The sequence below is a fragment of the Streptomyces sp. NPDC019396 genome, assembly GCF_040632375.1.
Taxonomy (GTDB): Bacteria; Actinomycetota; Actinomycetes; order Streptomycetales; family Streptomycetaceae; genus Streptomyces.
In genome coordinates, this window is record NZ_JBEYBS010000003.1 from 48,209 (window position 1) to 61,014 (window position 12,806).

Here is a 12,806-nt window from a genome sequence, read left to right on the forward strand (position 1 = left end):
GACCTGAGCGGCTCCTCCACCTTGTTGACAATCGTTTCCACTCTTGTTGAAAATGACTGTCATGAACGTACGCCGCCTCATATCCAACGGTGCCGTCGCGGGAGCGACCGCACTGTCGCTCGTCACCCTGTCCGCCTGCGCGGGGACCTCCGGCGCCGCGGGCAGGAACGGCGGCGGCAAGCTGGATGTGGTGGCGTCCTTCTATCCCATGCAGTATCTCGCCGAGCAGATCGGCGGGGAACACGTGGCGGTCACCACGCTCACCAAGCCCGGCGTCGAGCCGCATGACCTGGAGCTGAAGCCCAGGCAGGCGTCCGCGCTCCGCCAGGCCGACTACGTCCTCTATCTCAAGGGCGTCCAGCCGGCCGTGGACGACGCCATCGCGCAGGCCGGCGTCGAGCACACCGTCGACGCGGGCACCCTGACCGAGCTGGAGGCGCACGGCACCGCGGCCGGCGGCGATCACGACCACGCACACGGCGGCAACGACGGTCACGACGAACACGGTGGCGGCCAGGACCCGCACGTCTGGCTCGACCCGGTGAAGTACGCGGAGATCGCCCGCGGTGTCGGCAAGTCCCTGGAGAAGGCCGACCCCGCCCACGCCGCCGACTACACCAGGAACACCGACGCGCTGGTCGCCAGGCTCAACACCCTGAACACCCGCTTCACGGACGGGCTGAAGCACACCGGCACCCGGACCTTCATCACCACCCACGCCGCCTTCGGCTATCTCGCCGAGCGCTACGGGCTCGAGCAGCAGGGCATCGCGGGCCTCGACCCCGAGTCGGAGCCGAGCCCCGCCCGTATCAGGGAGCTCCAGAGCGTGGCGAAGCAGGACAAGGTGACCACGGTCTTCTTCGAGACCCTGGCCAGCGACCGGACCGCCAGGACCCTGGCCGGTGACACCGGGCTGAAGACGGACGTGCTGGACCCCCTGGAGGGGATCACGGACCGCTCCAAGGGCGATGACTACATCGGCGTCATGGAGTCCAACCTGGCCGCGCTGCGCAAGGCACTCGGCGCCCAGTGACAGACCCCGCCGCAGAGCAGACGACAGCATCGGAGACGCAGGCCATGGAGACGCAGGAGTCCCAGGGGCTTCAGGAGCCCGTCATATCCGTCCGGGGCGCCCGGGCCACCCTCGGCTCCCGCCCCGTACTGCGCGGGGTCGACCTCACCGTGGGCCGCGGCGAGGTCGTCGCGCTGCTCGGCGCCAACGGCTCGGGCAAGTCGACGGCCGTCCGGTCCGTGATCGGGCAGGTGCCGCTGACCGACGGCTCGGTCTCCCTCTTCGGTACGGAGCTGCGGAGCTTCCGCGACTGGAAGCGGGTCGGTTACGTACCCCAGCGCACCACCGCGACCAGCGGTGTCCCCGCGACCGTCCGCGAGGTGGTGTCCTCCGGCCGACTGTCGCGTACGAAGCTGAGATGGCCGTCCAGGGCCGACCGCGCCGCGGTCCAGCGCGCGATCGAGCTGGTCGGGCTGGCCGACCGGGCCAAGGACGCGGTGGGCGCGCTCTCCGGGGGCCAGCACCAGCGGGTGCTGATCGCCCGTGCGCTCGCCGCCGACCCCGAACTACTGATCATGGACGAGCCGATGGCGGGCGTGGACCTGGCCAGCCAGGAGATCCTGGCCGGGACGTTGCGCGAGCAGGTCGCGGCCGGGACGACCGTGCTGCTGGTGCTGCACGAGCTGGGACCGCTGGAGCCGCTGATCGACCGGGCCGTGGTGCTGCGCGACGGCTGCGTGGTCCATGACGGTCCGCCGCCCGAGGCCGTCGGCCAGCACGCGCTGCCCGGCCATGACCACGTACATCCGCACGCGGCCGATGAGCCGCTCCGCACGGGACTGCTGACCTGACCATGGAATTCCTCCAGGACCCCTTCATGCAGCGGGCGCTGCTCGCCGCCGTGCTGGTCGGTGTGATCGCCCCGGCGGTCGGCATCCACCTGGTGCAGCGCCGCCAGGCGCTGATGGGCGACGGCATCGGCCATGTCGCGCTGACCGGTGTCGGCCTCGGCTTCCTGCTGTCCACCAACCCGGTGTGGATGGCGACCCTCGTCGCCGTCGTCGGCTCGGTCGCGATGGAGCTGATCCGGGCGTACGGGCGCACCCGCGGCGACATCGCGCTCGCGATGCTGTTCTACGGCGGTATGGCGGGCGGGGTGATGCTGATGAACCTCAGCGACACCGGTTCGAACGCCAACCTCACCTCGTATCTCTTCGGCTCGCTGTCCACGGTGTCCGACGAGGACCTCACGGCGATCTGCCTGCTCGCGGGCTTCGTGCTGCTGGTGACGGTGGGGCTGCGGCGGCAGCTCTTCGCGATCAGCCAGGACGAGGAGTTCGCCCGGGTCACCGGGCTTCCGGTGCGGGCGCTCAACCTGCTGGTCGCGGTGACGGCGGCGGTCACCGTGACGGTCGCGATGCGCGTGGTCGGTCTGCTGCTGGTGAGCGCCCTCATGGTGGTGCCGGTGGCCGCTGCACAGCAGATCACCAGGTCGTTCAAACTGACCTTCGTGGTGTCCGTGGCGATCGGCATCGTCGTGACGCTGACGGGTACGGTCACGACGTACTACCAGGACGTGCCGCCGGGTGCGACGATCGTGTTGCTGGCCATCGCGGTCTTCGTGCTGCTCACCGCGCTGGCGACGCCGCTGGCGCGACGGCGGGCGAAGGCCGTCACGACGGCGGCCGGAGACCGGTGCGAGACGGCGGCTGAGAACAGTCACCGCCCGGCCGATGACGTCAGGGTCTGATACCAGGCCTGGCAGAATGGCCCGTCCGAGGAGCGGGCGGATCGAAGGAGGCACCTGTGGTGACGGCTGGACCCCCCGTACGCGGCCGGTCGACCCGGCAGCGGGCCGCGGTGGCGGCGGCACTCGACGAGGTGGACGAGTTCCGCAGCGCGCAGGAGCTGCACGACATGCTCAGGCACCGCGGTGATTCGGTGGGTCTGACCACTGTCTACCGGACGTTGCAGTCCCTTGCCGAGGCCGGTGAGGTGGATGTGCTGCGCACCACCGAGGGCGAGGCGGTCTACCGGCGTTGCGCCTCCGGTGAGCACCACCACCATCTCGTGTGCCGGGTGTGCGGCAAGGCGGTGGAGGTCGAGGGTCCGGCCGTGGAGCAGTGGGCGGAGACGATCGCCGCGCAGCACGGTTACGTCAACGTGGCGCACACGGTGGAGATCTTCGGCACGTGCGCGGCGTGCGCCAAGTCCGAGGCCGGGGACGGCTGCCCGTAGGAGTTCGCGGAAAGAGGTGCCTGGTCGGGGGCTTGAGCTCCGGCCGTCCACCACCCGGGCCCGTGGAGACCGCTAGGGCGTGTTGCGAAAGTAGCGCCGTCCGCCCGGAGGGCGGGGCTCGCGGCGTGTGGTGCGTGCGATCGCAAGGCGGAGGGTCGTCCTCGTACTGGACGTACTCGGATGAGTCCGACAACGCAGCGAGTGTGCGTGCTGGGGGCACCTCCCAGGCGAAGCTCTGGGGGAGTCGCGTGCCAGGCGGGTTTCGCAACACGCCCTAGTCGAGCTTCGGGCCTTCGATCGCGCGGCCGTCCGAGTCATACGGCCAGGCGTTGATCACACATCCGTTGAGCCCCTTGATCTGCTGCATCATCGCGGGCGCCGGGCGCCCGGGTCCCGGGCAGCCGCGGTGCCCGTAGCCGAGCCGGTGCCCGACCTCGTGGTTGACGATCAGCGCGTGGTACATCGCTGCCCGGCCCTGGTAGGCGGGGGTGAGCAGCACCCAGCGCCGGAGGTTGACCACGACGTCCGTGCCACCGCTGCAGTTGACCTCGCCGCCCGTGTCGAGCCCGTGCTTCGCGCAGAGTTCGTCCGTGGTGCCTGGCGAGGCCAGCCGCACCACGAAGTCGTACGGCGGCCGGTCGACCCGCTGGAAGGCGGCCTTGCCGCCGGTCGTCCAGCCGCGCCGGTCGGCGAGTACGCCCTCGACCTCCCGGGCGAAGCCGTCCGGGTCCTGGCCGAGCCCACGCTCCACCGCCACGCCATAACGCAACGGGGTGCCCTTGCCGACGGTGCGCGAGGTGCCCGGCACCGCCACGGTGTCGAACTCGCCGTCACCGCGCTGCGGTATGGGCGGCTGATTCGCCGACTCGGCGGCCTCGGCCGCGGACGGTGACGCGCCGGGTCTCGGTTCCTCGGACTCAGGTGCTCCGGGCTCCTGTTGGCTCACCGGCCCGCCGCCGTCGAGACCCGGCGACGGAGTCGGCTTCCCGAGCGCCCCCGTTCCGCTGTCCCCTCCGGAGCCGAGATAGTACCCGGCGCCCACGACGGCGACGAGCGCCGCCGCGTACAGGGGTGCGCGCGGGCGGCCCGTTCGTGGCTTCCTTCGGCTCTGCTTGCGGTGCTGCCTGCTCGGCATGGTGTGGAGCTCCTTGCAGGGATGGTGTCCTTACAGGAACTACACACGCCGGTACGTGAACTGACGGTGAGCGCCTCCGCTCACACGGAGCTCACACCGCGCCCACCCCGGCAGACCAGGCAAATCCGATGTACCCGCACACACCCGCGCGCACCGTGACACATGCGATCTCTTGCGGCCTCACGGCAAAGTGACGTGCACGACCAGCCCGCCGCCCTTGCGCGGCGCGGCCGTCACATCGCCGTGGTGCGCCTGCGCCACGGCCCGGACGATCGAAAGGCCGAGACCGCTGCCCCTGGCCGACCCCACACGGTCGGTGAGCCTGCGGAACGGCTCGAAGAGCACGGGGATCTCGTGCGGGGAGATCTGGGCGCCGGTGTTGCCGATCACGATCTGCGCCCCGGACGCGTCCTTGCGGGTCTCCACGGTCACGCTCCCCCCGCTTACGTTGTGCCGGATGGCGTTCTCCACGAGGTTGCGCACGAGCTGCTCCAGCAGGATCGGATCGCCGGTGGTGGATGCGGCGCCGAGGTACGACTCGACCGTCACACCTCCGCGTTCCGCCTCCTCGTGGGTGTGCTCGACGACGACGGCGGCGATCTCCGCCAGATCGGTGCCGACCCGCTCGGTGAGCGCGTCGTCGGCGCGGGCGAGGGTGAGCAGGGCGTCGATGAGGCGCTCGTGGCGGGCGTTGACCGCCAGGAGGTTCTCGCCGAGCTGCTGGATCTCCGGTGGGGCGTCGAGGCGGCTCATGGCCACCTCCACCAGGGTGCGGTTGATCACCAGCGGGGTCTTCAGTTCGTGGGCGGCGTTGGCGATGAAACGTTCCTGCCCCGCGAAGGCCCCGTCGAGGCGGTCCAGCATGCTGTCGAAGGAGTCCGCGAGGCGCTTCACCTCACCCGACGCGCTGTCGAGGCCGATGCGCCGGTGCAGGGTCCGGCCCGCGATGCGCTCCGCGGTGGAGGTGATCCGCTCGAGGGGCCGCAGCAGCCTGCCCGCGACGACCCAGCCGAGCGTGGTGGCGGCCACGCCCACGACGAGGACGGTCAGCCCGCCCTTGGTCAGCAGATTGGTCCGCATCGTGTCCACGATGATCCCCCTGGTCGTCTGGTCCACGAGGGGATCGCTGCCGAAACCGCCAGGCAGCACCAGACCGAGGCTGTAGCGCATGCTGTTCTGCACGAGGATGACCGCGCCGATGAGCACGGCCGCCGCCGCGATGAAGAACAGCAGACCGAAGACGGCGGTCAGGCGCAGCCGCAGGCTCCCGCGCCGAAGGGAGAGTGGCGGCGACTGCCGTGGGTGCTGCTCCTCGCTCATCGGACCCGGTACCCCACGCCGGTCACCGTCTCCACCACCCCGGGGCCGCCCAGCTTGCGGCGCAGGCTCCTGATGGTGACGCGCACGATGGTGGTGAACGGGTCGATGTTCTCGTCCCACACCCGCTCAAGCAGCATCTCCGCCGACACCGGGGCACCCTGGGCCCGCAGCAGTTCCTCCAGCACGGCGAACTCCTTGCGGGACAGGGCGATGTAGCGCCCGTCCCGGTAGGTCTCGCGCAGATGGGGGTCGAGACGCAGCCCGGCGCATTCCAGGACGGGCGGTGCCGCGGCGCGGGCCCGGCGGCCCAGCGCCCTGATACGTGCCACGAGCTCGGCGAAGGCGAAGGGCTTGGCGAGGTAGTCGTCGGCGCCGAGGCTGAGCCCGGCGACGCGTTCGGCGACGGTGGTGGACACCGTGAGCATCAGGATCCGCACCCCCGCCCCGGACGCGGCGACCCGGCCGCACACCACGTCACCGTGCACCTTCGGCAGGTCCCGGTCCAGGACCATCACGTCGTACTCGTTGACGGCGAGCCGCTCCAGCGCGGCCTCACCGTCGTGCACGACATCGACGGCGAACGCCTCCTGGCGCAGCCCGTCGGCTATCGCCTCGGCCAGCATCTCCTCGTCCTCGACGACGAGCACCCGCATCCGTCCCACCCCACTCCATGCCACCGGGCTCGCACGGTCGCGGTCCCGGCGCCCTGGTAGAGGGTGCGGGGTGGTTACGCGTTCCCGGCCGGATACGCGTTCTCCCCCGGCTTCTTCTCCAGGGCGAGCAGCTCCTCGTTCGGGATCGCACCACCGAAGCGCCGGTCGCGCGAAGCGTACTCCAGGCAGGCCCGCCACAGGTCGCGGCGGTCGAAGTCGGGCCACAGCACGTCCTGGAACACCATCTCGGCGTAGCTGCTCTGCCAGATCAGGTAGTTGGAGGTGCGCTGCTCACCGCTCGGGCGCAGGAACAGGTCGACGTCCGGCATGTCCGGGTAGTACAGGTACTTCTGGAAGGTCTTCTCGCTGACCTTCGACGGGTCGAGCCGGCCCGCGGCGACGTCCTCGGCGATCCTCTTCGCGGCGTCGGCGATCTCGGCACGCCCACCGTAGTTGACACAGAAGTAGAGCGTCATGGCGTCGTTGGCCGTGGTCTGCTCCTGGGCGATCTGGAGCTCCTGGACGACGGACTTCCACATCTTGGGCATCCGGCCGACCCAGCGGATACGGATGCCGAGCTCGTCCATCTCGTCGCGGCGGCGGCGGATCACATCGCGGTTGAAGTTCATCAGGAAGCGCACCTCCTCGGGGGAGCGCTTCCAGTTCTCGGTGGAGAAGGCGTAGAGGGAGAGGTTCTTGACGCCCATCTCCAGGCAGCCCTTGAGCACGTCGAGGACCACGCCCTCGCCCACCTTGTGGCCCTCGGTGCGGGGCAGTCCGCGGTCCTTGGCCCAGCGGCCGTTGCCGTCCATGACGATGGCGACGTGCTCGGGCACCAGCTCGGCCGGGATCTTCGGCGGGCGGGCACCGGAGGGGTGCGGCTCGGGGACCTTGTACTCCCGGCGGGAGCGTCCCAGGATTCCGCGTCGTGCCATGTCACACTCACTTCTTTTCGACGTTCGCAGCGTTCGCAGCGGTCTCGGTCTCGGTCGCGGCGGTCGCGGCGAATTTTTCCACGTACCGCAGCGAGCGCAGCCCCCGCTCCAGGTGCCAGTGCAGATAGGCGGACACCAGCCCGCTCGCCTCCCTGACATGACGGGCCTCACAGGTGTCCGCCGTGTCCCAGTCACCGGTGAGCAGCGCGCTGAGCAGCCGGATGGCCTCAGGCGAGGGTACGACGCTGCCGGGAACCCGGCAGTCGCCGCATATCACTCCGCCCGAAGCGACCGAGAAGAACCGGTTGGGGCCGTGCAGTCCGCATTTGGCGCAGTCGTCGAAGCTGGGCGCGTAGCCGTTGACGGCGAGGGAGCGCAGCAGGAACGCGTCGAGGATCAGATTCGGCGCGTGCTCGCCCCGGGAGAGCGTCCGCAGCCCTCCGACGAGCAGCAGATACTGCTGGACCGCCGGCTCACCCTCGTGATCGGTGAACCGTTCCGCCGTCTCCAGCATGGCGGTGCCCGCGGTGTAGCGGGCGTAGTCCGTGACGATCCCGCTACCGTACGGGGCGATCGTCTCGCTCTGCGTACACAGCGGCAGCCCCCGGCCGACCAGTTCGCTGCCGCGCGCGAAGAACTGCACGTCCACGTGCGAGAAGGGTTCGAGCCGCGCCCCGAACTTCGACTTGGTCCTGCGCACCCCGCGTGCGACGGCCCGTACCCGGCCGTGGCCGCGGGTGAGGATCGTGATGATGCGGTCCGCTTCACCCAGCTTCTGGGTGCGCAGCACGATGCCGTCGTCGCGGAACAGGGTCATGGGGCCATTCTTCCGCACGGGGGCGGGGCGGGGGTGCCCCCGGGGTGCCCCGGGGGTCACGTCGAGCGCTGTCGGTCACGGCCACGGGATCCCCAGGGCCCCGCCCCCGGCCGCAGCTCGTCCGGCTCGCCCATCACCGCCCGGGCAGTGTGCGCGGCGGCGGGCATGGGGGTGGTACTCCTGGACCGTCCCGGAGTCACGTCCGTACCCACCTGGAGTCATCGATGGCCGTTCGCCGTGTCGTGCCCGTCATCCAGTCGGAGGCCGCGCAGGAGAACCGGGAGTTCTACGGCCTGCTGGGCTTCGAGGAGGTCATGAACCACGGCTGGATCATGACCCTCGCCTCCCCTGACAGTCCGGCGGCACAGGTCAGCTTCATGACCGGCGACAGAACCGCCCCGGTGACCCCTGACATGAGCGTCGAGGTCGACGACGTGGACGCGGCCTATGCGGCCGTGCGGGACAGCGGTGCGGAGATCGTCCATCCCCTGCGGGACGAGGAGTGGGGCGTGCGCCGGTTCTTCGTCCGCGACCCCAACGGCCGGGTGGTCAACGTGCTCAGCCACCGCTGACGTCCTTCCCGCACTACCGGAGGTCGCCAGGTGTCGTGCCGCCACTCAGCAGACCGGCCTCCTTCACGAACTGCGCGAACTGCTCCAGAAGGCGACGCGACGCCGCGCGCATCGCGGAGCGTGCAGCTCCGTCAGCGCCTGTTCACCCAGCGCCGGGTCCACGACCAGGACCCGGCCGGGTGCGCGGTGGTCGCGGTGGTGGTGATCCGTCGTGCTCACGTGGTCCCCCTGGTGCCCTCTGCGTAGCGCAGATCATGACGCGCTGACGGCCTCAGAGAGGTTCGTTCGCCGAGGGCCGGACCATCGGCAGGCAGACCCGGAACCGGGTGTCACCGGGGCGGGAGGCGACGCGGATGTCGCCACCGTGCTTGTTGACCACGATCCGGTACGAGATGTCGAGCCCGAGGCCCGTGCCCTGGCCGACCGGTTTCGTCGAGAAGAACGGTTCGAAGATGCGGGGCCTGATCTCGGGATCGATGCCGGCTCCCGTGTCCCGCACCTCGACGTACACATGGTCCGCCTCGTACCAGGTGGCGAGGGTGAGGGTGCCGGTGCCGTCCATCGCGGCGAGGGCGTTGTCGATGAGGTTCGTCCAGACCTGGTTGAGCTCAGCGCCGTATGCGGGGACGAGCGGCAGTTCGGGCTGGTACTCCTTCACCACCCGCACCCCGGCAGGGATCTTGGCCTTGAGCATCACCAGTGTCGCGTCGAGGAGTTCGTGGATGTCCACGGGCTGCTGGGCGGCACGGTCGAGCTGGGAGTACTGGCGGGCCGCGTCGACCAGGCCGGAGATGCGGCCCACCGCGTCGCCGATCTCGCCCATCAGCAGCTCCGTGTCGACGGTGTAGTTGAGCCAGCCCACGGCGGCCCGGCGGTAGTCGTCGGAAAGCTCCGCGGTGGCCTCGGCGAGCCAGTCGGCGTCGATGCCGCCGGCGACGAACGTGGGGGCGATGTCCCAGGCGTTCTCCACGCCCGCGTCCGTCAGCCAGTCACCGAGCTCGTCCTCGGCGTCCGCCGCCTCGATCGCCGTCAGCTTGCGGGCGTCCCGGGCACACCGGACCGCCGCGTCCTGCACCTCCACCAGTTCGTGGAGGCGTTTTCCGTCCACGCGGCCGTCCGCGATGAGGGCCAGCTTGCGGCGCATGTGGGCCACCCGGTCGCGCAGTGTGTCCGTGGCGCGGACCGCCGCTGCGGCCGGGTTGTTGAGCTCGTGGGTCAGCCCCGCGGTCAGTGAGCCGAGGGCGACGAGCCGCTCCCGCTCCCCGACGATGATGTCGCTGGCCCGGAGCCCGAAGAACAGCCCTTCGAGCAGATGCAGGGCCATCGGGAACCAGGTCCGTATCGCCGTGGCGAACTCCACCGCCGGCAGCACGAAGAACTCCGCGTCCGTCACGGCGCGCATCGTGTTGGGGTAGGCCTGGTCGACGCGGTCGCCCAGATATGCCTGCGTGGCTCCCGCGTACGCGCCCTTCTGGTCGCTGCGCATCAACTCGATGTCGTCGCCGTGCAGCTGCCGGCTGAGCGCGACCGTACCGGACAGCAGCACGAAGAAGCAGGTCGCGTCCTCGCCCTGGGAGTAGACGTGGGTGCGGGCCTGGCGCGTCTCCACGCGTCCGCGCTCCGCCAGCCAGGCGAGCTGGTCGTCGTCGAGTGCCTCGAAGAGGAACAGCTTGCGCAGTTCGTCCGGGGTGAGCGCCTCCCGTGATTCCCCGGGTGCCGGGGTTTCGGCTGTCATTGGCCCTCCAGATAGCGGTGTACGAGCGTGACGGCCATGGCTCCCTCTCCCACCGCCGAAGCCACCCGCTTCACCGACTCCGCGCGCACGTCCCCAGCCGCGAACACCCCCGGCACACTCGTCTCCAGGTGGTACGGGGCGCGCGTCAGCGGCCACCGAGGCGAGCGGCCGGCCGCCTCGGGCAGATCGGGGCCGGTCAGGATGAAGCCCCGCTCGTCCCTGGCCACCAGGCCCTCCAGCCACTGCGTCTGCGGCTCGGCCCCGATGAACACGAAGAGCCAGGTCGCATCCACCTCGGTAACGGCCCCGGTGCGGTTGTCCCGCAGCGTCAGCCGCTCCAGATGGCCGTCCCCGCCGCCCGCGGACACCTCCGTGCACGGATGGATCTCGATGTTGGGCAGGGCCTCGATCTGCTGGATCAGGTACGCCGACATGGAGCGGGTCAGATCCGGGCCCCGCAGCAGTACGTGGACGTGCTCGGCGAAGCGCGAGAAGTAGACCGCCGCCTGGCCCGCGGAGTTGGCGCCGCCGACGATGTACACGTCGTCGCCCCGGCAGTTGGCCGCCTCGAACGACGCCGAACCGTAGAACACCCCGGCACCGGTGAAGCCGTCGAGCTGCGAACCCGCGAGGCGGCGGTACGTGACTCCCGTGGCCAGCACCACGGTGTGCGCCCCGATCGACGTGCCGTCCCCGAACCGCAGCACCCGGCCGGATCCCGCGGCCTCCAGCGCCACCACCTCGGTGGCGCTGAGGATCTCCGCCCCGAACCGGGTCGCCTGCCGCCGCGCCCGGTCGGCGAGCTGTGCGCCCGAGACCCCGTCCGGGAACCCCAGGTAGTTCTCGATCCTGCTGCTCTGTCCCGCCTGGCCGCCGGTCGCGCTGCGCTCGACCAGCACCGTGCGCAGCCCCTCGGAGGCCCCGTACACCGCCGCGCCGAGACCGGCCGGTCCCGCTCCGATGACGACCACGTCGTAGAAGTCGGCCGTCGGGCTGGTGCGGAGTCCCACGTGCGCGGCGAGCTCCGCCTCGGACGGCGCGTGCAGGGCCTTGCCTTCGGCCGTGACGACCAGGGGCACCTCGCATGCGGTGAGTCCTGCGGCCCGGAGCAGCTGGGCGCCCTCCGGTTCGTCGGCGGGGATCCAGCGGTACGGGACGAGGTTGCGCGCGAGGAACTCCCTTACCGTGAAGGAGGGCGCCGACCAGCGGTGGCCCACCACCCTCGTCTCCCGTGCCTCCGGGTCCGATGCCGCGTCCCAGAGGTCCACGAGCGTGTCGAGCACCGGGTAGAGGTTCTCCTCAGGGGGGCTCCACGGTTTGAGCAGGTAGTGATCGAGGTCCACGACGTTGATCGCGTCGATCGCCGCGCCCGTGTCCGCGTACGCGGTCAGCAGCACACGCCGCGCCCGCGGGAACAGGTCCATCGCGGACTCCAGGAACTGGACGCCGTTCATGGTCGGCATGCGGTAGTCCGCGACCATCACCGCCACCGCCTCGCCCCGCAGCTTGACCTCGCGCAGCGCTTCGAGTGCCTCGTCCCCGGAGGTGGCGCGCAGCACGCGGAAGCGGTCGCCGTAGTGGCGCCGCAGGTCGCGGGCGATGGCCCGGGAGACACCTGGGTCGTCGTCGACGGTCAGGATCGTCGCCTTAGCCATCTCTTCATGATGCGCGAGGCGGGGCATCGTGGCCACGTGGTGGACGGGTTCTCGTGCGCCGGGCCCGGGTGGCCACGGGTGGGCGTGTCGCGTGGGTGGGCCGCACTCTGTGAGGCCACGGTGGCACGGGGTGCCGGGGGAACGGGATGTCGGTGTCCGGTGCGACCGCACGCCGTGGCGGGCTCGGCTACGGCACTTCGCCCCGGCTGCGGGCATTGGCGTGTGCCGTCACCGCGCTGATGCGTTCCGCCATGGTCGCCACGCGCAGCGCATCGGGCGCGCAGTCCCACTCACGGCCCCCGCCGATCGGTCTGAGCTGCACGTAGGGCCCGAGGTGGCCCATGACTCTCCCCATCCGGCCGGTGTTCGTGTCGATCACATACGACCCCACGGCCGGTTCCGTCATCGGTGCGTCGCATCCGTCAGCACGGCCGTCATGACGCGTGCCGTCTCCACGCTGCACCTGCCGAGCTCGACCAGCACCCGGCTCCCGTTCCCGCTCGCGTAGGACACGAGGTCCAGCCGCAGTGAGGGGAGCGTCACCCCGGCGCGGGCGAGGGCGGAGCGCAATTCGGCAATGGCATCCTCAGCATCCTGAAGATAATCCTTCTTTTTCATGGATCTCCCGTTCCCATTTCCGGGTTCTTTTGTCTTTCCCCTCACAAGTGTGGAGACACGGACCTAGTATCGGCAGACGCACGCGCGCTACAACTGCGCGGCTGCACAAAGGAGTT

15 protein-coding genes are annotated in these 12,806 nt (G+C 70.4%); 5 read left to right on the plus strand and 10 right to left on the minus strand.

Annotation, left to right across the window (positions count from 1 at the left end; all coding sequences use genetic code 11):
- Positions 1-61: 61 nt before the first annotated feature.
- From ABZ532_RS04170 to ABZ532_RS04185, 4 genes are read left to right on the plus strand one after another with little or no spacing between them, the layout of a single operon-like run.
- Positions 62-1,033 carry a metal ABC transporter substrate-binding protein gene (locus ABZ532_RS04170; RefSeq protein WP_361279491.1) on the plus strand — a complete coding sequence of 324 codons (972 nt, stop codon included), beginning with the start codon at positions 62-64 and terminating at the stop codon, positions 1,031-1,033.
- Between the two features lie 44 nt (positions 1,034-1,077).
- Positions 1,078-1,863 carry a metal ABC transporter ATP-binding protein gene (locus ABZ532_RS04175; protein WP_361279492.1) on the plus strand — a complete coding sequence of 262 codons (786 nt, stop codon included), beginning with the start codon at positions 1,078-1,080 and terminating at the stop codon, positions 1,861-1,863.
- A 2-nt stretch (positions 1,864-1,865) separates the two neighbouring features.
- Positions 1,866-2,762 (plus strand): metal ABC transporter permease, encoded by an 897-nt coding sequence (locus ABZ532_RS04180; protein WP_361279493.1) that lies wholly within the window; start codon positions 1,866-1,868, stop codon positions 2,760-2,762.
- Between the two features lie 56 nt (positions 2,763-2,818).
- Positions 2,819-3,250, plus strand: a complete 432-nt coding sequence (locus tag ABZ532_RS04185) for a transcriptional repressor (protein WP_361279494.1) — start codon at positions 2,819-2,821, stop codon at positions 3,248-3,250.
- Between the two features lie 274 nt (positions 3,251-3,524).
- Here ABZ532_RS04185 and ABZ532_RS04190 read toward each other — a convergent pair whose 3' ends face one another.
- The 5 genes from ABZ532_RS04190 to recO form a co-directional block, all read right to left on the minus strand.
- Positions 3,525-4,385, minus strand: a complete 861-nt coding sequence (locus tag ABZ532_RS04190; RefSeq protein ID WP_361279495.1) for a DUF3152 domain-containing protein — start codon at positions 4,383-4,385, stop codon at positions 3,525-3,527.
- A 180-nt stretch (positions 4,386-4,565) separates the two neighbouring features.
- Positions 4,566-5,705 (minus strand): ATP-binding protein, encoded by a 1,140-nt coding sequence (locus ABZ532_RS04195; protein WP_361279496.1) that lies wholly within the window; start codon positions 5,703-5,705, stop codon positions 4,566-4,568.
- Entirely contained in the window at positions 5,702-6,358 is a 657-nt protein-coding gene (locus ABZ532_RS04200) for a response regulator transcription factor (RefSeq protein WP_361279497.1), read from the minus strand. Before ABZ532_RS04200 ends, ABZ532_RS04195 begins: the two co-directional genes overlap by 4 nt.
- Before the next feature lie 74 nt (positions 6,359-6,432).
- Entirely contained in the window at positions 6,433-7,293 is an 861-nt protein-coding gene (locus ABZ532_RS04205) for an isoprenyl transferase (protein WP_361279498.1), read from the minus strand.
- Positions 7,294-7,300: 7 nt separating this feature from the next.
- Positions 7,301-8,110 carry a DNA repair protein RecO gene (recO, locus tag ABZ532_RS04210; protein WP_361279499.1) on the minus strand — a complete coding sequence of 270 codons (810 nt, stop codon included), beginning with the start codon at positions 8,108-8,110 and terminating at the stop codon, positions 7,301-7,303.
- A gap of 224 nt (positions 8,111-8,334) precedes the next feature.
- On the opposite strand from recO, the gene ABZ532_RS04215 reads away from it, so the two are divergent.
- On the plus strand, positions 8,335-8,682 hold the full coding sequence (locus ABZ532_RS04215) for a VOC family protein (protein WP_361279500.1): 348 nt from the start codon (positions 8,335-8,337) through the stop codon (positions 8,680-8,682).
- A gap of 63 nt (positions 8,683-8,745) precedes the next feature.
- Here ABZ532_RS04215 and ABZ532_RS04220 read toward each other — a convergent pair whose 3' ends face one another.
- The 5 genes from ABZ532_RS04220 to ABZ532_RS04240 all read right to left on the minus strand — a co-directional run bounded on the left by ABZ532_RS04220 (position 8,746) and on the right by ABZ532_RS04240 (position 12,690).
- Positions 8,746-8,901 (minus strand): hypothetical protein, encoded by a 156-nt coding sequence (locus tag ABZ532_RS04220; RefSeq protein ID WP_361279501.1) that lies wholly within the window; start codon positions 8,899-8,901, stop codon positions 8,746-8,748.
- A gap of 52 nt (positions 8,902-8,953) precedes the next feature.
- A complete protein-coding gene (locus tag ABZ532_RS04225; protein ID WP_361279502.1) occupies positions 8,954-10,417 on the minus strand; it encodes an ATP-binding protein in 1,464 nt (487 codons plus the stop codon).
- Positions 10,414-12,099 carry an FAD-dependent oxidoreductase gene (locus tag ABZ532_RS04230; RefSeq protein WP_361279745.1) on the minus strand — a complete coding sequence of 562 codons (1,686 nt, stop codon included), beginning with the start codon at positions 12,097-12,099 and terminating at the stop codon, positions 10,414-10,416. Before ABZ532_RS04230 ends, ABZ532_RS04225 begins: the two co-directional genes overlap by 4 nt.
- 160 nt (positions 12,100-12,259) lie before the next feature.
- Positions 12,260-12,478: a hypothetical protein gene (locus ABZ532_RS04235; protein WP_361279503.1), complete on the minus strand. Its 219-nt coding sequence runs from the start codon at positions 12,476-12,478 to the stop codon at positions 12,260-12,262.
- A complete protein-coding gene (locus ABZ532_RS04240; protein ID WP_361279504.1) occupies positions 12,475-12,690 on the minus strand; it encodes a hypothetical protein in 216 nt (71 codons plus the stop codon). The genes ABZ532_RS04235 and ABZ532_RS04240 overlap by 4 nt, the downstream gene beginning before the upstream one ends.
- Positions 12,691-12,806: the final 116 nt, after the last annotated feature.